At 66.0% G+C, this 22,872-nt stretch carries 20 protein-coding genes and 1 riboswitch; of the genes, 16 read left to right on the top strand and 4 right to left on the bottom strand.

Translation table 11 applies throughout. The features are described 5' to 3' along the window. Positions 1-140: 140 nt before the first annotated feature. The 4 genes from glyA (at position 141) to ribD (ending at position 3,614) form a co-directional block, all read left to right on the top strand. Positions 141-1,394: a serine hydroxymethyltransferase gene (glyA, locus tag ACCQ00_RS04020; RefSeq protein ID WP_039574623.1), complete on the top strand. Its 1,254-nt coding sequence runs from the start codon at positions 141-143 to the stop codon at positions 1,392-1,394. A gap of 102 nt (positions 1,395-1,496) precedes the next feature. Then, positions 1,497-2,021 (top strand): transcriptional regulator NrdR, encoded by a 525-nt coding sequence (nrdR, locus tag ACCQ00_RS04025; RefSeq protein ID WP_003490311.1) that lies wholly within the window; start codon positions 1,497-1,499, stop codon positions 2,019-2,021. Next, a complete protein-coding gene (locus ACCQ00_RS04030; protein ID WP_039574625.1) occupies positions 2,018-2,506 on the top strand; it encodes a GNAT family N-acetyltransferase in 489 nt (162 codons plus the stop codon). Before nrdR ends, ACCQ00_RS04030 begins: the two co-directional genes overlap by 4 nt. After that, complete coding sequence (gene ribD, locus ACCQ00_RS04035; RefSeq protein ID WP_039574628.1) at positions 2,499-3,614, top strand: bifunctional diaminohydroxyphosphoribosylaminopyrimidine deaminase/5-amino-6-(5-phosphoribosylamino)uracil reductase RibD; 1,116 nt, start codon at positions 2,499-2,501, stop codon at positions 3,612-3,614. Before ACCQ00_RS04030 ends, ribD begins: the two co-directional genes overlap by 8 nt. 208 nt (positions 3,615-3,822) lie before the next feature. Here the strand turns inward: ribD and ACCQ00_RS04040 are convergent, their stop codons facing one another. Beyond that, positions 3,823-4,461 carry an outer membrane beta-barrel protein gene (locus ACCQ00_RS04040; protein WP_039574630.1) on the bottom strand — a complete coding sequence of 213 codons (639 nt, stop codon included), beginning with the start codon at positions 4,459-4,461 and terminating at the stop codon, positions 3,823-3,825. Positions 4,462-4,680: 219 nt separating this feature from the next. Continuing rightward, positions 4,681-4,859, top strand: a riboswitch (FMN riboswitch). Between the two features lie 171 nt (positions 4,860-5,030). Between ACCQ00_RS04040 and ACCQ00_RS04045 the strand changes: the two genes are divergently transcribed. The 12 genes from ACCQ00_RS04045 (at position 5,031) to ACCQ00_RS04100 (ending at position 20,267) form a co-directional block, all read left to right on the top strand. Beyond that, positions 5,031-5,633: a riboflavin synthase gene (locus ACCQ00_RS04045; RefSeq protein ID WP_039574633.1), complete on the top strand. Its 603-nt coding sequence runs from the start codon at positions 5,031-5,033 to the stop codon at positions 5,631-5,633. After that, positions 5,630-6,769: a 3,4-dihydroxy-2-butanone-4-phosphate synthase gene (gene ribB, locus ACCQ00_RS04050; protein ID WP_039574635.1), complete on the top strand. Its 1,140-nt coding sequence runs from the start codon at positions 5,630-5,632 to the stop codon at positions 6,767-6,769. Before ACCQ00_RS04045 ends, ribB begins: the two co-directional genes overlap by 4 nt. Positions 6,770-7,106: 337 nt before the next feature. Then, positions 7,107-7,571, top strand: a complete 465-nt coding sequence (ribH, locus tag ACCQ00_RS04055) for a 6,7-dimethyl-8-ribityllumazine synthase (protein ID WP_003490334.1) — start codon at positions 7,107-7,109, stop codon at positions 7,569-7,571. Continuing rightward, the gene (gene nusB, locus ACCQ00_RS04060; protein ID WP_039574636.1) at positions 7,568-8,038 is read left to right on the top strand and encodes a transcription antitermination factor NusB; all 471 of its coding nucleotides are present in this window, start codon (positions 7,568-7,570) and stop codon (positions 8,036-8,038) included. The genes ribH and nusB overlap by 4 nt, the downstream gene beginning before the upstream one ends. 222 nt (positions 8,039-8,260) lie before the next feature. Next, the gene (thiL, locus tag ACCQ00_RS04065) at positions 8,261-9,235 is read left to right on the top strand and encodes a thiamine-phosphate kinase (protein ID WP_017156719.1); all 975 of its coding nucleotides are present in this window, start codon (positions 8,261-8,263) and stop codon (positions 9,233-9,235) included. A gap of 545 nt (positions 9,236-9,780) precedes the next feature. After that, positions 9,781-11,361, top strand: coding sequence for a CocE/NonD family hydrolase (locus ACCQ00_RS04070; protein WP_039574536.1), 1,581 nt, complete (start codon positions 9,781-9,783; stop codon positions 11,359-11,361). 786 nt (positions 11,362-12,147) lie between these two features. Beyond that, complete coding sequence (locus tag ACCQ00_RS04075) at positions 12,148-12,240, top strand: potassium-transporting ATPase subunit F (RefSeq protein ID WP_006452907.1); 93 nt, start codon at positions 12,148-12,150, stop codon at positions 12,238-12,240. A gap of 15 nt (positions 12,241-12,255) precedes the next feature. Continuing rightward, positions 12,256-14,049, top strand: coding sequence for a potassium-transporting ATPase subunit KdpA (gene kdpA / locus ACCQ00_RS04080; RefSeq protein ID WP_039574535.1), 1,794 nt, complete (start codon positions 12,256-12,258; stop codon positions 14,047-14,049). A 12-nt stretch (positions 14,050-14,061) separates the two neighbouring features. Next, on the top strand, positions 14,062-16,161 hold the full coding sequence (kdpB, locus tag ACCQ00_RS04085; RefSeq protein ID WP_372354070.1) for a potassium-transporting ATPase subunit KdpB: 2,100 nt from the start codon (positions 14,062-14,064) through the stop codon (positions 16,159-16,161). Between the two features lie 40 nt (positions 16,162-16,201). Beyond that, a complete protein-coding gene (gene kdpC / locus ACCQ00_RS04090) occupies positions 16,202-16,831 on the top strand; it encodes a potassium-transporting ATPase subunit KdpC (RefSeq protein WP_039574532.1) in 630 nt (209 codons plus the stop codon). A gap of 69 nt (positions 16,832-16,900) precedes the next feature. Further along, a complete protein-coding gene (locus ACCQ00_RS04095; protein WP_039574528.1) occupies positions 16,901-19,561 on the top strand; it encodes a DUF4118 domain-containing protein in 2,661 nt (886 codons plus the stop codon). Next, the gene (locus tag ACCQ00_RS04100; RefSeq protein WP_017156726.1) at positions 19,551-20,267 is read left to right on the top strand and encodes a response regulator; all 717 of its coding nucleotides are present in this window, start codon (positions 19,551-19,553) and stop codon (positions 20,265-20,267) included. The genes ACCQ00_RS04095 and ACCQ00_RS04100 overlap by 11 nt, the downstream gene beginning before the upstream one ends. A gap of 37 nt (positions 20,268-20,304) precedes the next feature. Here ACCQ00_RS04100 and ACCQ00_RS04105 read toward each other — a convergent pair whose 3' ends face one another. The 3 genes from ACCQ00_RS04105 to ACCQ00_RS04115 all read right to left on the bottom strand — a co-directional run bounded on the left by ACCQ00_RS04105 (position 20,305) and on the right by ACCQ00_RS04115 (position 22,857). Beyond that, a complete protein-coding gene (locus tag ACCQ00_RS04105; protein ID WP_372354137.1) occupies positions 20,305-20,856 on the bottom strand; it encodes a hypothetical protein in 552 nt (183 codons plus the stop codon). Positions 20,857-20,926: 70 nt separating this feature from the next. Next, entirely contained in the window at positions 20,927-22,321 is a 1,395-nt protein-coding gene (locus ACCQ00_RS04110; protein WP_039574525.1) for an FAD-binding oxidoreductase, read from the bottom strand. Continuing rightward, positions 22,318-22,857: a metal-dependent hydrolase gene (locus ACCQ00_RS04115; RefSeq protein ID WP_017160277.1), complete on the bottom strand. Its 540-nt coding sequence runs from the start codon at positions 22,855-22,857 to the stop codon at positions 22,318-22,320. Before ACCQ00_RS04115 ends, ACCQ00_RS04110 begins: the two co-directional genes overlap by 4 nt. Between the last annotated feature and the right edge of the window lie 15 nt (positions 22,858-22,872).

Raw genomic sequence — 22,872 nt, forward strand, 5'->3', positions numbered from 1 at the left:
ACAAGGGCGCACCTTCGGGTGCGCCTTTGTCATGAACTCAGGGCGGGCGCACAGGCGGCGCTGGCTGCGCGATTGGTCACCCGTGCGGCGGGGGCTTACAATCGGCGACCCTATTGGCAATAGCTGCCCCGGAGCTTGGAATGTTCTCGCGCGATGTCCGACTGGAAACCTACGACCCCGAACTGGCCAAGGCCATCGCTGCTGAAGCCGGCCGCCAGGAGGATCATGTCGAGCTGATCGCCAGCGAAAACTATTGCAGCCCGCTGGTGATGGAAGCGCAGGGCAGCCAGCTGACCAACAAGTACGCCGAAGGCTATCCGGGCAAGCGCTACTACGGTGGCTGCGAGTTCGTCGACATTGCCGAACAACTGGCGATCGACCGCATCAAGCAGGTGTTCGGCGCCGATTACGCGAACGTCCAGCCGCACAGCGGGTCCCAGGCCAACCAGGCGGTGTATCTGGCGCTGCTGCAGCCGGGCGACACCATCCTGGGCATGAGCCTGGCGCATGGCGGTCACCTGACCCACGGCGCAAAGGTCAACGTCTCCGGCAAGCTGTTCAACGCGGTGCAGTACGGCGTCAACGAGCAGGGCCTGATCGACTACGACGAAGTCCAGCGCCTGGCGACCGAACACAAGCCCAAGATGGTGGTGGCCGGTTTCTCTGCGTATTCGCAGAAGATCGACTGGGCCCGCTTCCGCGCCATCGCCGACAGCGTCGGTGCCTACCTGTTCGTGGACATGGCCCACATTGCCGGGCTGGTCGCCGCCGGGGTGTACCCCAGCCCGATGGAACATGCGCACGTGGTCACCTCGACCACGCACAAGACACTGCGTGGCCCGCGTGGCGGCATCATCGTCGCCAAGGGCGCCAGCGAAGATCTGCAGAAAAAGCTGCAGTCGATCGTGTTCCCCGGCATCCAGGGCGGCCCGCTGATGCACGTCATCGCGGCCAAGGCGGTGGCGTTCAAGGAGGCGCTGGAGCCGGCGTTCAAGACCTATCAGCAACAAGTGGTCAAGAACGCCCAGGCGATGGCCACTACGCTCATTGCGCGCGGCTACAAGATCGTCTCCGGCGGCACCGAGAACCACCTGATGCTGGTGGACATGATCGGTCGCGATGTCTCCGGCAAGGACGCCGAAGCTGCGCTCGGCAAGGCGCACATCACCGTCAACAAGAATTCGGTCCCCAACGACCCGCGCTCGCCGTTCGTCACTTCCGGTCTGCGCCTGGGCACTCCGGCGATCACCACGCGCGGTTACCAGGAACAGGACAGCATCGACCTGGCCAACTGGATCGCCGACGTGCTCGACGCGCCAACCGACGAAGCCGTGCTGGCGAAGGTGCGCGATGCCGTGACCGCGCAGTGCAAGCGCTATCCGGTGTATGGCTGAAATGCCGGGATTGGTGATTCGGGATTCGGAATGCGCTAACCGCGCGTCCTTGCTTGTGCTGTTGCCAATCCCGAATCCCCAATCCCACATCCCGGCCACCTGATGCATTGCCCCTTCTGCCAGCACAACGATACCCGCGTGATCGATTCGCGGGTGTCCGAAGACGGTACGACGATCCGTCGGCGCCGTGAGTGCGAGGCGTGCGGCGAGCGGTTCAGTACGCTGGAAACGATCGAACTGAAGCTGCCCACCGTGGTCAAGAGCGATGGTGGACGCGAGGCGTTCGATGCACGCAAGCTACGCACCAGCTTCGACCGCGCGCTGCAAAAGCGGCCGGTGGCCGAAGAGCAGATCGAAGCGGCGGTGCGCGCGGTGGTGCACCAGCTGCGCATGTCCGGCGAGCGCGAAGTGGGTTCGCTGCGGGTGGGCGAATACGTGATGGTGGAGCTGCGCAAGCTCGATCATGTCGGCTATGTGCGCTTTGCTTCGGTGTATCGCAGTTTTCAGGACGTGGCCGATTTCCGCGAGGAAATCGAAAAGCTCGAACGCGAGCTGCCGGTCGGCAGCGAGCAACTGCCGCTGCTGGAAGCGGCATTGGAACGTGCCGGCAAACCCGGCAAGCGATGAGCGCGATGCGCATCGCCTGCGTTGCGCAAACGCCGCAATACCTGCCTGCGATTGCGCAAGCGCATCTACAGGCCTTCGGCGCGCTGTTGCCGGAATGGAATATCGATGAGGCGCTGCGCGAATTGCGCAGCCATGCGCGCGATGGCGTCATTCCGACCACCTGGGTGGCGCTGGATCAAACACAGTGGCTGGGTTCGGTGAGCCTGCTCGAAAACGACGACGCGCGCATTCGGCAATGGTCGCCGTGGTTGGCGTCGTTGTATGTGCAGCCGCAGGCGCGCGGGCAGGGCATTGGCGAGGCGTTGGTGGCGCACTGTGTGCAGGCCGCCGCGCAGTTGGGCGTGCCGCTGCTCTACCTGTATTGCCAGCCGGGGTTGGTGCCGTTCTACCAGCGCCTGGGATGGCAGACACATACCGAGTTCCTGCTGGGCCCGATGCAGATCGTGGTGATGCGCATCGTGCCGGGAGTGCCATGCAATGCGTGAGGCGACAACGACGGCCACTGCCGATGATCATCGCTGGATGGCGCATGCCTTGCGCCTGGCCGAACGCGGCGCCTACACCACCCGGCCCAATCCGATGGTGGGCTGCGTGATCGTGCGCGATGGCGTCTGCGTGGGCGAGGGCTTTCATCAACGTGCCGGCGGCCCGCATGCCGAAGTCTTCGCGCTGCGTGCAGCCGGTGAGTTGGCGCGCGGTGCCACCGCGTATGTGACGCTGGAGCCATGCGCGCACTATGGGCGTACCCCGCCATGCGCGCTGGCCTTGATCGAGGCAGGCGTTGCGCGGGTGGTTGCGGCAATGGCCGACCCGTTTCCGCAGGTCAATGGCGGTGGGTTTGCGCTGCTGCGCGAGGCCGGGATCGACGTGCTGAGCGGCGTGATGCATGCGCAGGCGCGCACGCTCAACCAGGGATTTCTGTCGCGGGTGGAGCGTGGGCGGCCGTGGTTGCGGGTCAAACTCGGCGCCAGCCTGGATGGACGTACGGCGCTGGCCAGCGGCCAATCCAAATGGATTACCGGTGCCGATGCACGTGCAGACGTACAGCGCTGGCGTGCGCGTGCCGGCGCAATCCTCACCGGTGCTGGCACGGTGTTGGCCGACGATCCGTCGATGACGGTGCGGCTGGACGACGACACCCCGTTCGTGCCGCCGCTGCGGGTGGTGCTCGATGCCGGGCTGCGGACGTTGGCGTGCGGCAATATCCGTGCGGGGGACGCAGCGACGCTTTACCTGCATGACGAGTCGCTGACGCCGCCAGCGCACGACGATGCGGAGTTTCTCGGCCTGCCGCTGCAGGACGCACGCTTTGCGCTGCCGACGGTGTTGCAGCTGCTGGCTGAGCGCGGCATCAACGAGCTGCACGTGGAAGCCGGGGCGACCCTGAGCGGTGCGCTAGTGCAAACAGGATTGGTCGACGAGCTGCTGGTGTACCTTGCGCCGGTCCTGCTGGGCGACACCGCCAGGCCCTTGTTGGCCGGGCTCGGCATCGAGACGATGGCGCAGCGCTATCCGCTGCAGTTGGTGGAGACGCGGCAGCTGCAGCAGGACCTGCGGTTGCGCTATGTGCCGCTCTCCTCTGCCGCCTTGTAAGAGGGCGGGCATCTGCGCGCGGTCTGCTGTGAGGCAACGCCGCAGTCTGGCAGCGTGTCGCGCAAGTGGTCTGCCGCGTCGCAAGCGCACGTTGCACGTTCAAGCGAGTGAGCGGGGTGGGCGTCTGGGTCTGGCCTGGCCGCCATCCATGCCCATAACGCAGAAGGCCCCGCATGCGGGGCCTTCTGGATACCGCACGATGCCGCGATCAGAAGCTGGCGCGGACGCCGATGGTGCCTTGACGGTTGCTATCGTAGAACTGCATCTCGCCGACGATGCCCCACATCGGCGTCAGGTTGACCTGCAGCCCCGCGATACCAGCGGCTTTGCCCTCGTTCTGGCCACCGCCGTTAAAATGAAAATAGCCGGCTTTCAGCCAGGCTTCGGTGCGCGGCGAAGGTTTCCCACGGACACCTGCGGTGATGCGGGCCACATCCACGTTGGCCTTGTCGGAGTCGCTCGACGTGCTGCTGGAGACTTTCGCCTTCACTTCCAACTGCTGGTAAGCAGCGTCAGCCACGAAATCCAGCTTTTCGGTGAACTCCATGTGGTAACCGATGCCGATTTCCGGCTGAGTGATCGTGTACTTGAGCCGTAATTCGTCTTCATCACCGGGAAAGCCAAGATCGAAGCGCTGGGTGTCAGAGACGCGGCTGTAGCTGCCGAAGACGAAGACCTGCGGAGCAATCGCGAACGAGCCGCGCGCGTAGGCGCCGGACATTGCGTCCACGCCATCGCTCTTCAGGTTGGCATAGCCGGCTTCCACATAGGTGTAGCTCATTCCTTCCGCAGACGCGGCAAACGGCGCAGCAGCCAGCAGGGCAGCCAGAATCAGGGTGTTACGCATTGATGTCTCTCTCCGAATTGATGTCCGTGTCTCCACCCCGTTGCGAGGTGGAAAAGAACGACGTCTCCCGTCGCGGCGCGTAAATTAACAGATCCTTCACAATCCTGGCTATGGGGGATTTCCCCGACATGACGCAGTGTCCTGCCAGCCTTGGCCCACACTCGGCCATCGCGCCGAGGTGCCCTGTTAAACTGTGCGCGCCGGTTCGCCGGTACTCACGAACGTCTTCAGGGCGGGGTGCGATTCCCCACCGGCGGTAGGCGTGCGCAAGCACGCGAGCCCGCGAGCGCTTGCACTCCAGGGTTGAGCGAACCAACGCGAAATCCCTGATGTGCAAGGTCAGCAGATCCGGTCCGATGCCGGAGCCGACGGTATAGTCCGGATGAAAGAAGACGGCCACCGCGCAGCCTTGCGGCTGTGCGCGCGCGCCTGTTTGCTTTGCCTTGCGGCGTTTTTCGCTCAACTCCTGCGAGAAACGACTAAATGTCCATGCACTACCTGCCGCGCTGCGCCGCGGCCTTTCCGCGCTCCGTCACGGCAGCCTTGCTGCTGCAAGCGGGGGCACGCTGATGTTTACCGGCATCATCGAAGGCGTCGGCCAACTGGCGGCGCGACAGCCGCAGGGCGGCGATGTGCGTTTCACCTTCGCCACCGGCACGCTGCCGTTCGAAGCGGTCCAGTTGGGCGAAAGCATCGCGGTCAATGGCGTGTGCTTGACCGTGATCGCGTTCGACGCGGCCAGTTTCCAGGCCGATGCCTCAACCGAGACGTTGTCGCTGACCACCCTGGGTGCGTTGTCAGAGGGCGCACTGCTCAATCTGGAACGCGCGATGCGGCCCACCGACCGGCTTGGCGGGCACCTGGTCAGCGGACATGTGGATGGCCTGGGCCAGGTGCAGTCGGTCCATGACGATGCGCGTGCGCAGCGCTGGCGGTTTGCCGCGCCAGCGTCGGTGTTGCGCTATGTGGCCAAGAAGGGCTCGATCTGCGTGGACGGCGTGAGCCTCACCGTCAATGACGTAGACGAAGACGGCTTCGAGGTCGCGCTGATTCCGCATACCGTGGCCCACACCGCGTTTGCGCAGACTGCCGTCGGTGCGGCGGTGAACCTGGAAATCGATCTGGTGGCGCGCTATGTGGAGCGCCTGCTCGGCACGCGGGGGGCGGCATGAATTTCGCACCCGTTCCGGAACTGATCGAAGAACTGCGCGCCGGACGCATGGTGGTCATCGTCGATGACGAAGACCGCGAAAACGAAGGCGATCTGATCATGGCCGCCGAGTTGGTGAAGCCGTCGGATATCAACTTCATGGTCACCCACGCGCGCGGGCTGGTGTGCCTGTCGCTGACCCGCGAGCGCTGCGCGCAGCTGGGTCTGGCGCCGATGGTGCGCAACAACACCGCGCAGTTCCAGACCAACTTCACCGTCAGCATCGAGGCGGCCGAAGGCGTCACCACCGGCATTTCCGCCTACGACCGCGCGCACACCGTGCGTACCGCCGTACGCCCGGATGCCCGGCCGCAGGATCTGAGCCAGCCCGGGCATATCTTCCCGTTGATCTCCCAGCCCGGTGGCGTGCTGACCCGTGCCGGCCACACCGAAGCGGCCAGCGACTTGCCGATGCTAGCCGGGCTGGAACCGGCCGGTGTGCTGGTGGAAGTGCTCAATCCGGACGGCAGCATGGCGCGCCGCCCGCAGCTGGAAGTGTTCGCGCGCGAGCATGGGCTGAAGATGGGCTCGATCGCCGACCTGATCGCCTACCGGCTTGCCAATGAGCACACCGTCGAGCGCGTGGACGAGCGGCAGATCGCCACCGAGTTCGGCCCGTTCAAGCTGGTGACCTACCGCGACCGCATCGCGCACGACCTGCACTTTGCGCTGGTGCGCGGTCGCGCCGATCCACACACGCCGACGCTGGTACGCGTGCAGGTGGAAAACCCGCTGGCCGACCTGCTGCATTGGCAGCGCGATGACTTTGGCGTGGCAGCCACCGACGCCTTGCGCGCGATCGCCGCCGAAGGGCTGGGCGTGATGGTGGTGCTGTCGGCGCCACGCGACAGCGAATCGCTGCTGGCACGGCTGCGCCAGCAGCCCGAAGCCGCCGCCAATGCCAAGGACGTGAGTCAGTGGCGGCGCAACGGCGCCGGTGCGCAGATCCTGGCCGACCTCGGCCTGGGCAAGTTGCGCGTGCTGGGCACCCCTCGGCGCCAGGTGGGGCTGGCCGGGTTCGGGCTGGAGGTGGTCGAGTATCTGGAATGCCATGCCGGTGAAGGCGTGCGCTCGGTGCCGCCGTCCGCCGTTCCCTGACATGGCTGCGAGCCGTTGCCGCAGTTAACGGCCGGTCCCGGTGGTCTCGACCATCGGGTAGCCGGCGGTGCGCGGCTGTCAGCAAGCGCCGCGCGTGCCGGCGCTGAAGTGGCCTGGTGTCGGCTGCCGATTCCAGCCGTAGCCTGCCCCGGCCGGTTGCGCAGGCGCTAACGCCTGGGGGCGCTGGGCGGTGCCATCGATACCTTCGTCGATCGCCGCGCCCTGTATTGTCGAAGCGCATGGCCGGGTCTGCTTTGTCCGGCCCGGCCCACACGTGTCGGCCAGGCCTGGGCCCGGCAGCTGTTAAACTTCCCGCCCCCTCGAGTTGCCGACCCGCATGACCCACTACGAAGGCGATCTTCGCCCCACCACCGCGCGCTTTGCGATCATCGCCAGCCGCTGGAATGCCCGTATCACCGACGTGCTGGTTGCCGGCGCGCGCCAGAGCCTGGCCGGCAACGGCATCGGCGAAGATGCCATCGACGTGATCCGCGTGCCGGGTGCCTGGGAGATCCCGATCGCGGCCAATCGCGTGGCGCAGTCCGGCCAGCACGGCGCGATCATCGCGCTGGGCTGCGTGATTCGTGGCGATACCCGCCATTACGAGCACGTGGCCGACCTGTGTGCCGAAGGCCTGATGAGCGTGCAGCTGCAGACCGGCGTGCCGGTGCTCAATGGCGTGCTGGCGGTCGAGCGCGTGGAAGATGCCGAAGCCCGTGCCGGCGGTAGCCACGGCAATAAGGGCGAGGAATGCGCGCTCGCAGCGCTGGAACTGGTGAATTTGATGGAGTTGTTGCCATGAGCAAGCCCAGTGGGCATTCGCGCCACGGCCGTCGCGACGGCATCGACCCGGTGCTGCGGTCGCGCGCACGTCGGCGCGCCTTGCAGGCGGTCTATGCCTGGCAGATCTCCGGCGGTTTCGCCAAGCAGGTGATCGCCCAGTTCGCGCACGAGCAGGCGCACGAAGTGGCCGATCTGGCGTACTTCGAGAACCTGGTGGAAGGCGTGCTGAGCAACCGTGCCGAGCTGGATACCGCGCTGACGCCGTATCTGGATCGCAGCGTGGAAGAGGTCGATGCGATCGAACGCGCCGTGCTGCGTCTGGCCGCCTACGAGTTGCTGTACCGCCAGGATGTGCCGTACCGCGTGGTGATCAACGAAGCGATCGAAACCGCCAAGCGCTTCGGCTCCGAGCACGGCCACACCTACGTCAACGGGGTGCTGGACCGCGCGGCGGTGGAGTGGCGCAAGGTGGAGTCGGGCGCCTGAAGCGCCGAGATTGGGCATTCGTGATTCGGGATTTGCAGAGATTGACGGTCCTACCGATGCGCGTTGCAACCGTGCGCACTTGAGCGGTTCGACCGTTGGGGTGAGCGGCCATGCCCGCTCTGCATATCGTTCGATGGTGCAGCTAAGCCGCGATCTTGCCGCATCTTGCAAAGCCCGCTGCCACGAATCCCGAATGCCCAATTCCTAATCCCAGCCCTTCAAATGCCCGAATTCGATCTAATTGCGCGTCTGCGTGCGCGCATTGCGGCGCGTGCCGATGTGCCGTTGGGCATTGGCGACGATGCGGCGTTGCTGCAGCCGCCGGCCGGCGAGCAGTTGGCGATCACCGCCGATACGCTCAATGCGGGCGTGCATTTTCCGCACGAGACGCGTGCTGACGACCTGGGCTGGAAGACGCTGGCTGTCAATCTTTCCGATCTGGCGGCGATGGGCGCGCAACCGCGTTGGTGCACCTTGTCGCTGTCGTTGCCGCACGACGATGCGGCATGGGTGGATGGGTTTGCCGACGGCTTCTTCGCACTGGCCGATGCGCACGACATTGTGCTGGTCGGTGGCGACACCACGCGTGGGCCGCTCTCGTGCGCGGTGACGGCGATCGGCAGCCTGCCGCCGGGCGCAGCACTGCGGCGCGACGGCGCGCGCGTTGGCGATGACGTGTGGGTGACCGGCGCGCCGGGTGAAGCCGCCGCCGCGTTGGCGTTGTGGCAGGCCGGCCAGCTGGATGTGACCTGCGCGGCTACCGACCCGTTGCACGAGCGCTGGCGCGGCCGCCTGCTGCGTCCGCAGCCACGCGTGCAGGCGGGGCTGCGCCTGCGCGGGCTTGCGCATGCCTGCGTGGACATTTCCGATGGGCTGCTGGCCGATCTGGGGCACCTGTGCGAGCGCAGCGGCATGGGTGCGCGTCTGTTGCTTGCGGCCTTGCCGGCGATGCCGCGCAGTGCCGGGATCGACGTGGTGCAGTGCCTGGGCTGGCAACTCGGCGGTGGCGACGATTACGAGCTGTGTTTCACCGCCGCGCCGCAGCATCGCGATGCCGTGGCGCAGGCAATGGAATTCGCAACGGTGGCTGCAACGCGCATCGGCCAGATTGTCGCCGCGCCCGGTGTGGTGGTGCACGACGCCGAAGGCAACCCCTGGCACCCACCGCAGCGCGGCTATCAGCATTTCGTTGGCTGATGCATGGGGTTGGAGCGTGTGCAGTGGATACGGGCGGTGTCGGTGCGCTGCGCTGAGACGATGCTGCTGCATTGATCGCTAGGTGCCGTAATCGCTGCGTGCCGTATTGGATTACTGCGGTGGCGCCTTTTGCGAAGTTGGGTAAGGCGCATCGGGAACAACGGGTGCTGCCAGCGCCCTCATCCGCCCTCCGGGCACCTTCTCCCGCAGGCGGGAGAAGGCAGCGTGCCTGCGTGATCCTGCCAGTCCTGCACGATGAGTCCATGCCGGCCGAGCTAGGCGCGATGCCGCATCTCGCTTCCTAACTCCCGACTCCCGACTCCCGAATCCCGAATCCCGAATCCCGAATCCCGAATCCCGAATCCCGAATCCCGAATCCCGAATCCCGAATCCCGAATCCCGAATCCCGAATCCCGAATCCCGAATCCCGGCCCTTGAGCCATACCGTACCGTCTGGTACGTTCGCCACGTTCTCCCCCCCAACCACGGATGCATCGCAGTTGCCGCTGGGCCATCCCGGCTCGGCTTTGCGTGGGAGAAGCAGCATGAGCAAGCGTTGGATCGGGAGCATCGCCGCACTGGCGTTGCTGTTGGCATCGGCGTCGGCCGTGGCGGGCGCCTTCAGCAAGACCTATGAACGCATCCCCGGCTGGGACGGGGCCCAGATGGGGGCATTGGTGCTGGTGCCGCAAGGGCAGGGCGCCGGGCCGTTTCCGCTGATCGTGATGCCCGCCAGCTGGTCGTTGCCCAACCTGGAATATCTGGGGCGCGCCACCCAACTGGCCAGCGACGGCTATGTGGTGGTCAGCTATACCTCGCGCGGGTTCTGGGATTCGGCTGGGCAGATCGATATCGCCGGGCCGGACACGGTGGAAGACGTCAGCGCGGTGATCGACTGGGCGTTGGCGCATACGCCGGCCAACCCGAATGCGATCGGCGCGTCGGGCATTTCGTACGGGGCAGGCATCAGCCTGCTGGCGGCCGAGCGCGACCCGCGGATCAAGGCCGTGGCCGCGCTCAGCGGCTGGGCCGATCTGGAAGCGTCGCTGTACTCCAATCGCACGGTCAGCCAGCAGGGCGTCGGGCTGCTGGTGGGTGCAGGCGCACTGACCGGCCGGCCCGGCCCGGATCTGGCGCAGATCGGCGCACGCGTGGCGCAAGGCGATTACGACGGCGCGGTGCAGGGCTTCCTGCCGCAGGCCGCCTCGCGCAGCCCTGCGACCGATGTGGCAGCGCTCAACGCGCGCGGTACCGCGGTCTTGTTGGGAAATGCCTTCAACGACGGATTGTTTCCGCCGAACCAGACCATCGCCTTCTTCAACCAGTTGCGTGGCCCCAAACAATTGCTGCTCAGCCAGGGCGATCACGCCACCGCAGAGCTGCCTGGCGCATTGGGATTGCCGAATGAGATCTATACAGCGACCACGCGCTGGTTCGATCGCCACCTCAAGCAGCTTCGCAACGGCGTGGATGCAGAAGCACCAGTGCGGCTGTCCCCACGTGCGGGGCAGTGGCTGGACTATCCGGACTGGGTGTCGGTCCAACAGGCCACGACACAGCTGGGTCTGTCCGCACCAGCCGGCTTGCTGAGCCCCACCGGTGGATTGACCGACGGGACGTCCAGCGGTTGGCAATCGCGCATCGCCACCGACGTGCCGACGGTGGCCGATTCCGGGGTGGTGCTGGTCAGCGGTTTGCTGCAAGGCATCGGCCTGCCGGTGAGCACCTCCATTCCGCTGGTCAACCGCGCCGGTGCCGCGGTGTGGGTGGGCTCGCCATCGAACAGCACCCGGCGCCTGGCCGGTAGCCCGTCGCTACGCGTGACCGTGGTGCCCAGTCAATCGAAGGTGAGTCTGTTCGCGTATCTGTACCGCATGGATGGCTTGGGCGTTGCGCAACTGATCACGCATGCACCGTACTCGTTGCGCAATGCCACGCCGGGCCGCGCAGTCACCCTGGACTGGCCATTGCAGGCGGCGGCAACCGAGATTCCGGCAGGGCAGCGGCTGGTCTTGGTGATCGACACCCGCGACGCGCGCTATACCGATGCCAGCGAGGGCGGCGGTACGGTGACGTTCACCTCGCCAGCGGCAGCGCCATCGGTATTGAACCTGCCGCTGCGGTAACGCGCGCCGGGACCTGACAGCTGCAGCGCTGCGCTTTTGCCGCAGGTCCTTGCCAGCATCCGCGCAGACGCTGCAGCTAGATCCTGGCAGCTTTAGGGCGCGGCAGCCATGCCGCGCAAGCTGCGGCAACGGTGCGCTTGCAGGGGGCCGTCCAGTTGATCGGTCTCTACGTGAGAGCGATGCACGAGGGCATCGCGGGCCTGCAATGCATTTCTTCACCACGATTGCCCGGCACTCGCGTGCATCGATGAGCTGGGAGGCGATTCGGAACAGCGAGGCAACGGTCATGTACACGCCCTGCGTTCGGTTGGCTGCCGCACGCTCGATCTTCTGAGGTTCAGTCGATTCACGCGAAGCCCGTCGCCAAAGACCCGGCGCCCGGAACAGAGAGACGCTGATGGCCAGCCAAAGTGGTTCAGCCCTCACGCAGAAGGTACAGGGGGCAGCACCGCTCGTGACGCTTCTCGTTTACCGCTACCTGATCTTCGCGGGCCTTGGCCTGCGGCCAAGACCCCCGAGATCAGCCGCTACGGGTGATTTATGCGGAATTTACGCGATGGCCAATTCAGGTCCATAGCGACTTTACGCGGCCCAGGCAGAGACTGCGCAGGTTGGCGGAGCGGTTCCGCCGTGGACGATTCCGATGCATCCCTTGACCTGTCTGCTCCATCGGCGCTGCGCGCACGGTGCGGCAGCGCTTTGCCATGTTGGCACGCACACGCGTCCTATGCCGTTGCACATCGCACTTACCGCGCCGCCGTGCGCGCAGATAGGGGAGTGACCGACATGCCTGCCTGGTTGTCCCTGTTGTGCGGCGTGGCCGTACTCGTTGCTGCTGCGTACCTGCTGTACGTGGTGCTGCGGCCCGAAGACTTCTGATCCGAGTGCGCTCCAATGACTGAAACTTTTCTTGTGTACGCGCTGGCCATCGTGCTGGCGTGGCCTCTGGGCCGTTATCTGGCTGCCGTGATGCGCGGTGCACCGATGCGCAGCGACGTGCTGTTCGGCTGGATCGAACGGCCGTTGTACGCCTTGCTTGGCACGCGTCCGCAGCAGGGCATGTCGTGGCGCGGGTACAGCATGGCATTTCTGCTCAGCAACCTGGTCGTCGGTCTGCTGACCTGGGTGGTGTTCATGACCCAGGCGTGGCTGCCGTTCAACCCGGACGCCATCCCCAACATGCGCTGGGACACCGCGCTGCACACCATGGTGTCGTTTCTCACCAATACCAACCAGCAGCACTATTCTGGCCAGGCGCAGTTGTCGTATCTGGCGCAGATGACCGGCATCGTCGGCCTGCAGGTGGTGACGCCGATGATGGGCTTGGCGTTGGCGGTGGCGACGCTGCGGGCGTTGTTCGGTGGACGTGCAGCCAAACAGCCGTCGATTGCTGCACCGGTTTCGGAGGCGATGGCCGTGATGGAGGCATCGGAGCCGGAACTGACGCGTCCAGGGCGCCAGCACGGCGGGTCGGGATTGGAAGCCCTGCCTGACGCAGACGTCGGCAATTACTGGGCCGACGTGATTCGCTCCAGCGTGCGCGTGTTGTTGCCGCTGTGCCTGCTGTGGACTGTGCTGCTTGGCTGGCAGGGCGTGCCGTCGACCTTGCAGGGCGCGGCGACCGCGACGCCGTTGGATAGCAGCGCGGGCATGCCCAAGCAGACCATTGCGGTGGGTCCGGTTGCAGCGATGGTGGCGGTGAAACAGCTCGGCACCAATGGCGGTGGCTGGTATGGCCCCAATAGTTCGGTGGCGCTGGAAAACCCCACGCCGTTGAGCAATCTGCTCGAAACGCTCGCGTTGGTCCTGCTGCCGATGAGCGTGGTGTTCATGGTCGGCTATCTGACCGGGCGCAAGCGGCTGACGGCGTTGGTGTTCGGCACGATGTTGACGATGTCGGCCGCGTCCACCGCATTGTTGCTGTGGTCCGAAGCGCATTCGGCCAGCGCGAACTCGCCGGCGCTGATGGAAGGCAAGGAAGTGCGCATCGGTGCCGATGCCTCTGCATTGTGGGCGGCGTTGACCACGCAGACCTCCAATGGTTCGGTCAATGCGATGCACGATTCGTTGGCGCCGTTGAGTGGCCTGGTCACGCTGGTCGACATGCTGATCAACGCCATCTGGGGCGGCATCGGCTGTGGTCTGCAGCAGTTCGTGGTGTATCTGTTGCTGAGCGTGTTCCTGGCCGGTTTGATGACCGGACGCACGCCGGAGTTGTTCGGCCGCAAGATCGAATCGCGCGAAGTGCAGTTGCTGGCGCTGTTGATCCTGCTGCAGCCGCTGGTGGTGTTGGGCTTTACCGCAGTGGCGCTGGCACTACCGGCATTGACTGCCAATTCCAACCCCGGCTTCCATGGCATCAGCCAGGTGTTCTACGAGTACACCTCTGCATTCGCCAACAACGGCTCGGGTTTCGAAGGTCTGGGCGATGCCACGTACTGGTGGAATCTGAGCTGCTCGGTGGTGCTGGCGCTGGGCCGGTATCCGGCATTGATCCTGCCGTTGATGGTGGCCGCACGCATGGCAGTCAAGCGGCGTGCGCCGGAGTCGGCCGGCAGCCTGCAGGTCGAAACACCCACCTTTGCGCTGACCCTGATGGCAATCGTGATCGTGCTGACCGTGCTGCAGTTCATGCCGGCACTGGTGCTGGGTCCTATCGCTGAACACCTCGCCCTGGCGGCGTCCTGAGAGTTTTGAGCAATGTCTACGATCGATACGACTGAAAAACGCGCGCGCGGTGACGCAGCGTTGTTCGATGCCGCCGTGCTGGTTGCGGCGATGCGTGCGGCCTTTGCCAAGTTGGCGCCGCGGCATCTGCTGCGCAGCCCGGTGATGGCGGTAGTGATGGGTGGCACGGTGTTGGCGGCGGTGATCACCGCCAGCGGGCATTCGCATGCGGGCTTCGGCTGGGCGGTGACGGCGATCCTGTTCGTCACCGTGCTGTTCGGCAATTTTGCCGAAGCCATTGCCGAAGCGCGCGGCCGCGGCCAGGCGGCGTCGCTACGGCGTGCGCGCAAGGACCTGGTGGCACGCAGGGTGGAAACCGCACTCGGTGGCCGCGAAACGCGCGTGCCGGCAGCGGAGTTGCGTCCGGGCGATTACGTCATGGTGTCCGAAGGCGAATTCGTGCCGGCCGATGGCGAGATCGTGCGCGGTGTTGCCACCATCAACGAAGCGGCGGTGACCGGCGAATCGGCGCCGGTACTGCGCGAGGCCGGCACCGATCGCAGCGGCGTGATCGGTGGTACCCGTGTGCTCTCTGACGAGATCGTGTTCAAGGTCACCGCCGAGCCCGGGCACAGCTTTCTCGATCGCATGATTGCCTTGGTGGAAGGCGCCAACCGGCAGAAGACGCCGAACGAAATCGCGCTGACCTTGTTGCTGGCCGCGATGACGCTGACGTTCTTGATCGTGGTGGCATCGTTGCCGGCGATTGCGGGCTTTGTCGGTGTCACGCTGGATCCGCTGCTGCTGATCGCGTTGCTGGTGTGCCTGATCCCGACCACCATCGGCGGGCTGTTGCCGGCGATCGGTATCGCCGGCATGAACCGCGCGCTGTCGGCCAATGTATTGGCCAAATCCGGCAAGGCGGTGGAAGTGGCCGGCGACGTGGATGTGCTGCTGCTCGACAAGACCGGCACCATTACCTACGGCGACCGCCAGGCCACCGCGTTCCATCCGCTGGCTGGCGTGGACCGCACGCAACTGCGCGATGCGGCCATGCTCGCCTCGCTGGCCGACCCCACGCCGGAAGGCAAATCCATCGTCAAGCTGGCGCGTCAGCAAGGTGCGGTCGCAGTGGAAGCAGAGGCGCAACCGAATGCGGATCCCTCCGCAACAGACCGCGCATCCATGCGCGGGGTGTCTCACTTCATCGCGTTCACCGCGCAGACGCGCATGTCCGGTGTCGATATCGGCGGGCGCAGCATCCGCAAGGGCGCCGGCGATGCGATCGTGGCGTATGTGCAGGCGCAGGGCGCGACGGTCTCGCCGGAGCTGCAGGGCCGTATCGAGGAAGTCGCACGTGACGGTGCCACACCGTTGGTGGTGGCCGAGGGCCGGCATGTGCTGGGTGTGGTCGAGTTGAGCGACGTGGTCAAGCAGGGCATCAAGGAAAAGTTCGCGCAGTTGCGTGCGATGGGCATCAAGACGGTGATGATCACCGGCGACAATCCGCTCACCGCTGCCGCAATCGCCGCCGAAGCCGGCGTGGACGACTACATCGCCCAGGCCCGCCCGGAAGACAAGCTGGCACGCATCCGTGCCGAACAGACAGGCGGACGGTTGGTGGCGATGGTCGGCGACGGCACCAACGACGCCCCGGCGCTCGCGCAGGCCGACGTGGGCCTGGCGATGAACTCCGGCACGCAGGCGGCCAAGGAAGCCGGCAACATGGTGGATCTGGATTCGGATCCGGCCAAGCTGCTGGCGGTGGTGGAAGTGGGCAAGCAGCAGCTGATCACGCGTGGCGCGTTGACCACCTTCTCGCTGGCCAACGACGTTTCCAAGTACTTCGCGATCCTGCCGGCGCTGTTTGCCGCCGCCATCCCGTCGATGGCCGCGCTCAACGTGATGCAGCTCTCCAGCCCGCGCCATGCGGTGCTGGCGGCCCTGATCTTCAATGCGTTGATCATTCCGGCATTGATTCCGCTGGCATTGCGCGGCGTGCGTTTTCGTCCTTCCAGCGCTACCGCGCTGCTGCGCCGGAACATGCTGATCTACGGCGTGGGTGGCGTGTTGCTGCCGTTCGCTGCAATCAAAGTGATCGATCTGGCGCTGGTCGCCGTCTTCGGCGCCTGAGTTGCGTGTGAAGCCCCTTTCTACTTCCGGGAACATGTCCATGTCTTCTTCCTTGCCGTTACGCGACGACGGTGTCCTGCGCGGTTCGCTGATGCTCGCGGTGTTCACCTTGTTCGGGTTGGGTCTGGCCTATTCGCTGATCGCCACCGGCATTACCGGGGCGCTGTTCTCCGAGCAGGCCACCGGCTCGCTGGTGCGCGTCGATGCGCGCGTGGTTGGTTCGGCGCTGGTGGCCCAGCCGTTTACCGATGCGCGCTATTTCCAGCCGCGGCCGTCGGCGGCCAAGTACGACCTCACCGCCGCAGCCGGCAGCAACCAGGCCCGCTCCAATCCTGATTTGCTGGCCCGTATCGCGACCACGCGTGCGCAAGTGGCCGCACGCGACGGTATCGCGCCAGAGGCCGTACCGGGCGAGCTGCTGACGCAATCCGGCAGTGGCCTGGACCCGCACCTGAGCCCGGCCGGCGCACAGGTGCAAATCTGCCGCGTGGCCGCCGCACGCGGCTGGCCCGAGCAACGCGTTGCTGCGCTCGTGCAAGCGGCGACCGAAGCGCCACAGTTCGGACTGCTTGGGCAGCCGCGGGTGAATGTGTTGGCGTTGAATCTGGCGCTTGATGGAGCTGGGAATGGGGAGCCGGGAATGGCCAATGGTGTGAAGCAAGCGCACTAGGAACATCACGCAGCTGTACGCTCTGCGATTCCCGATTCCCGATTCCCGATTCCCGATTCTCGATTCTCGATGAACGACGCCCGCACCCAGCAAGCCGACGCCCTGATCGGCGAATTACAGCGCGAACACGGTGGGCGGCTGACGGTGTTCCTGGGCGCCGCGCCCGGGGTCGGCAAGACCTACGCCATGTTATCGCGGGCGCGCGAGCGCCTGCGCCAGGGCATGGATGTGGTGGCCGGCGTGGTGGAAACGCACGGGCGCAGCGAAACCGCGGCGCTGCTGGAAGGCTTGCCGCTGCTGCCGCGGGCCCGGGTCAGCTACCAGGGCCGCATGCTGGAGGAACTGGATCTGGATGCCTTGCTGGCGCGCAAGCCGCGGCTGGCCCTGATCGACGAGCTGGCGCACCGCAACGTGCCGGGCAGCCGCCACGAGCGGCGCTGGCAAGACATCGTGGAGCTGCTCGATGCCGGCATCGACGTCTACACCACGGTCAACATCCAGCACCTGGAAAGCCTCAACGACATCGTGCTGCGCATCACCGGCGTGCGCGTGTCCGAGACCGTGCCCGATGCCGTGTTCGACCGCCTGCGCGACATCGTGCTGGTGGACCTGCCGCCACGTGAGCTGATCGAACGCCTGCAGCAGGGCAAGGTGTATCTGCCCGAGCAGGCCACGCAGGCGTTGCAGGCGTTTTTCTCGCCTTCCAACCTCACCGCGTTGCGCGAGCTGGCGATGCAGACCGCCGCCGACCGCGTCGACAGCGATCTGCGCGATACCCAGGCCGCGCGCGGCCTGCCTGGCACCGCCGCGTTGCGACGCCGCGTAGTGGTGGCCATCGATGGCCGTGGCAGCTCGGATTATCTGGTGCGCGTAGCGCGGCGCCTGTCGGAGCGGCGCGATGCACCGTGGACGGTGGTCACCGTACAGACCCGCACCGTGGCCGATGCGGCCTGGCAGCTGGAAATCGATCGCGCATTCGCGCTCGCCCATCGTCTCGGTGGCGACACCGCGCTGCTGCACGGCGCCAACGTGGCCGATGCCTTGCTGGATTTCGCTTCGCAAAACGGCATCTCCACCCTGGTGCTGGGGCGCACCCGCGAGCGCCCGCTGGCGCGCATGTTCAACCGCACGCTGACCCAGCAATTGCTGCAACGTGGCGCGCATTACGAATTGGTCATCGTCAGCTCCGCCGATGCGCGCGCACGTGCGCGCAAACGCTGGCGCAATCCGCGCCAATGGCTGCAGCGTTACGACATGGCGTTCGCTGCGATCGCCGCAGCGGGCGCGGTGGGGGTGGCGTGGTTGCTGCAACGCTGGACCGACATCGACGACCTGTCGATGGTGTTCATCGTCGCGGTGGTGCTGGTGGCCTCGCGCACGCGCATGGCCGCTGCGGTGGTTGCCGCATTGCTGAGTTTTGTCGCCTACAACTTCTTCTTCATCGAACCGCGTTTCACCTTGCAGATCAGCGCGCGCCAGGGCGTGGTGACGGTGTGCCTGTTCCTGATCGCCGCGCTGGTCGCCGGCCGGCTGGCCTCGCGCCTGCGTAGCCAGGTACTGGCCTTGCGCGCGGCCAATGCGCACGCCAACGCGTTGCAGGCGCTGGGCCGCCAGCTCAGCACCGCCGCCGATCTGGGGCAGGTGCTGGAAGCCGGCCGTCGCGCGCTGACCACTGCGCTGGATGCCGACGTCTGGCTGCGCCTGGAGCAGCGCGAAAGCGACGCGCCCACCAGCCTCGGTGCGCTCGATCGCAGCGCCGCCGATTGGGCCCAGCGCCACGGCCAGCCCGCCGGACGCTTCACCGACACCCTGGCCGGGGCGCAGTGGTGGTGCCTGCCGGTGCGCCACGAGCGCGGCACCCTGGGGGTGGCCGCGCTGCGCTTTCGGCAGGCTCTGCAACGGCCCGGCCTGGAACAACGCCGCCTGGCAGAAGCGATGGTGGAAGACATCGGCCAGGCCGCGTTGCGCACGCGCCTGGTCGCCGATCTGGAGGGTGCGCGCGTCAGTGGCGAAACCGAGCGCCTGCGTTCGGCCTTGCTCTCGTCGGTTTCGCACGATCTACGCTCGCCGCTGGCCTCGATGATCGGCTCGGCCAGCAGCCTGGCCAGCTACGGCGATGCGATGGACGCGCACGACCGCCACAGCCTGCTCGACACCATCCAGCTCGAAGGCGAGCGGCTGGATCGCTACATCCAGAACCTGCTGGACATGACCCGGCTTGGCCACACCGGCCTGACCTTGAATCGCGACTGGATCGGCGTCGACGAATTGATCGGCTCGGCCACCCGCCGCCTGCAGCGCTACCAGCCGGAGGTGCGCCTGCAACTGCACCTGGCCGCCGACCTGCCGGCGATCTGGGTGCACCCGGCGCTGGTGGAACAGGCCATCTTCAACGTGCTGGAAAATGCGGCGAAATTTTCGCCAGCCGGCGTGCCGGTGACCGTGCAGGCACAGCTGCGCGCCGGCGCATTGCAGATCGACATCGGCGACCAGGGGCCGGGCATTCCCGAAGACGAGCGCGCGCGGATCTTCGACATGTTCTACAGCGTGGAGCGCGGTGACCGCGGGCGCAACGGCACCGGCTTGGGTCTTGCCATCTGCCAGGGCATGATCGGCGCACACGGGGGTAGCGTGGAGGCATTGGCAGGCGCGCATGGTCACGGCACCACAATCCGCATTACGCTGCCGCTGCTCGTTCCCGCCGCGCCACCTCGCCCCGATGCCGACTGACCTCACCGCCATCCCGCCCGCCCGCGTGCTGATCGTCGACGACGAGCCGCAGATCCGTCGTTTCCTCGATATCAGCCTGCGTGCGCAGGGCTACCGCGTGCTGCAGGCCGGTACCGGCGAAGAAGGCCTGGCCTTGCTGGCCGGGCAGGGCGCCGAACTGGTGGTGCTGGACATCGGCCTGCCCGATCGCGATGGGCATGAAGTGCTGCGCGAGATCCGCCAGTGGTCCAACGTGCCGGTGATCATGCTCACCGTGCGCGCCGGCGAAACCGAAAAGGTCGCCGCGCTCGATGCCGGTGCCAACGACTACGTCACCAAACCCTTCGGCGTGCAGGAACTGATGGCCCGCATCCGCGCGCTGCTGCGCCAGGCCGGCGCCGGCAGCACGGTGGAAGAAAGCGTGTTCGACGATGGCCGGCTGCATATCCATCTGGGCCTGCGCGAGGTCACCCTCGACGGCGAGCCCGTGCCGCTGAGCCGCAAGGAATACGCCTTGCTCGCACTGCTGCTGAAACACGCCGGCCGCGTGGTCACCCAACCGCAGTTGTTGCGCGAAGTGTGGGGCCCCACGCACGAAGAAGACACCCACTACCTGCGCATCCTGGTCGGCAAATTGCGCCAGAAACTGCAGGACGATGCGGCCGACCCGCACTACATCGTCACCGAGCCGGGCGTGGGGTTGCGGTTTATCGGGGGGATGCGTTGAGCGAATCAGGTGCGCCGGGCGTAGGTGGTTGCCGGCATCACGCAACGTGTTGCTGCCGGTAATCGACGATGCCTTCGACGTACAGGATCATCTGCGCGCACAGCTGCAGTCCGTGGTACCAGGGAAGGAAATCGTTGAGTGGAAGTCCGGCCATTGCAGCGTCAATGGTAAAGCTGCGCCATCGGACAGGAAGCTTGCTTTTGCTGCCGAAGTTCCAGGCGTTGTTGTGGCTGAAGGCGTTGCGTAGGTGCATTGCGAAGGCGAACCAGTCTTGGTCGCGCAAATTATTGAATTCGTTCTTTGCCGCAGCGTAATCCGCAGTGGCCGCCACGCTCTCCGAGAACATGCGCGCATAGGCCGCGTCCATCGTCGAACGCGCCAGGCCAGCGTGCACGGCAGCGCTGAAGGTGATGCGGTAACCGTTACGGGTCGGTCCGGGTGGAGCGTCGCCTTGGGTAATGGTAAAGCCCGATTCGGTGATATGGATGCGATGCCGCGCGATGTCCGGACCGGTTTCCGGCGCGGTCAGCAGCGCATAGCCAGCGGCGCTGTAGTGGAACGCATCGCGTGCGGTCGGCAACCGTTCCATCGCCTGGTTGCGGTGTGGATCGAGCGCGTTCCGAAGAGTCTGGTTCATGGCGTGAGGCTCCATCGGACTGTCACTGCGCGGGCGATGAAGGCAACACCTTGCCCGGATTCAAGATCCCATCCGGGTCCAGCGCGGTCTTGATCGCGCGCATGGCGGCCAGTGTTGCTGCGCTGAAGGCCTGGCTCATGAAATCGCGCTTGGCCACGCCGATGCCGTGTTCGCCGGAAAGGGTGCCTTCCAGCGATAGCACTAATGCGAACAGCCGTGGCAATGCAGCATGCGCGCGGGCGTTTTCGCTGGCATCGTCCGGGTCGTACATGATGTTGACATGCAGGTTGCCGTTGCCGGCATGGCCGAAGGCGACGATAGGCAGTGCGAATTCGGCGGCAAGCGCTTCCACGCCGGCAACCAGTTCGGGGATGCGCGACACCGGCACCACCACGTCTTCGTTGATCTTGCCCGGCTTGATGGTGCGCAGGGCAGGCGACAAGGCGCGGCGCGCGGCCCACAGCTTGTCGCGCGCACTGCCATCGGCGGCCACGTCCAGGCTCAACACACCCTCGCCATCGGCTGCGTCATGCAGGGCCTGCAGCGCGTAGGGCAAGGTGTCGTGATCGCCGTCGGCTTCGATCAACAGCATGGCGCCGGAGTCAGGCACATCGCTGCCATTGCGGCGTAGCAGCGCAATCGCGCTGGCATCCATGAATTCCAGCATGGTGGGCGTGGTCGGTTGCGCCATGAGCCGCGACACTGCGGCTGCGGCGCTCGACGCATCGCGATACAGCGCGCGCAAGCCGGCTTGCGCAACTGCGCGCGGGGTCAGCTTCAAGGTCGCCTCGACGATGATCGCCAGGGTGCCCTCGCTGCCGACCAATAGATGTGTGAGGTCGTAACCGGTGGAATTCTTGGTGTACGCGCCGCCGCAGCGGATCACCTCGCCGGTGCCGGTCACTGCGACCAGGCCGAGCACGTTGTCGCGGGTGGCGCCGTACTTCACCGCGCGCGGGCCGCCGGCGTTGGTGGATAGATTGCCGCCGACGCTGCAGATCTCCGCACTGGACGGGTCCGGCGGCCAGAACAATCCGTGCGGCTGCAGCGCCTGTTGCAGGTCGCCATTGAGCAAGCCCGGTTGCACCACCGCGCAGCGGTCTTGCGGACGCAGGGCCACAATCTGGTTCATGCGCGCCATCGACACCACCACGCCGCCGGAAAACGGCACTGCCGCGCCGGTGGTGCCGGTGCCGGCGCCGCGCGCCACGATCGGCACGCCGTGCGCACGGCAGGCCTGCACGATCGCCACCACCGCATCGGTGTCGTGCGGCAAGGCGACGGCAGCAGGCAATGCCCAGCGGCGCGAATCGTCTTCGCCGTAGCGGCGGCGCGCATTCTCGCCGGTCAACCAGCCATCAGGCCCCAGGCGCGCGGCCAACGACTCGGCAAGTGCGGTAGGAATTACATCGGTCATGACATGCGATCCTGTGGTGCCGCGCGCTGGATGCATTTCCACCCCAGCACGGCGACGGTGAGCGGCAACCAGACCCAGCGCAGCTCGGAGAGCAGCGTGTCCAGGCCGCGCGCATTGAAGAAGCCGCTCGCAAATGGCGACACCCGAATCGGCCGCCATGGTGCGAACCAGCGCGTCTGGCTCCACGGCCAACCCAGCGCCACGCCCAGGCCGCCGGAGGTCATCGCATCCAGCAGCGGGTGCGATGCGGTGCAGACGAACAAAAACATGGACGCCTGCACGGCGTCCGCTCGCAACAGGCGATGTAATGCAACGCCGAGCAACGCCATCACGGCGGCAAACAGCAGCGAGTGGCTGGCACCGCGATGGCCGAACGCATCGGCGTAGGGAATGTGCAGCGCGAACGCCAGTACATCGGCATCGGGCAGCATCGCCGTCGCCATGCCGGCCGCGAGCAGGCGTGGCGATATGCGGCCGCGTTCACTGGCGCACCACAGCGCCAATGGCACGGCTGCGTGGGTCATGATGGTTGGCATAAAACGTTGGCGTGA

This window comes from Xanthomonas sp. NCPPB 3761, from assembly GCF_041475705.2.
In the GTDB taxonomy this organism is placed as follows: Bacteria; Pseudomonadota; Gammaproteobacteria; order Xanthomonadales; family Xanthomonadaceae; genus Xanthomonas; species Xanthomonas phaseoli.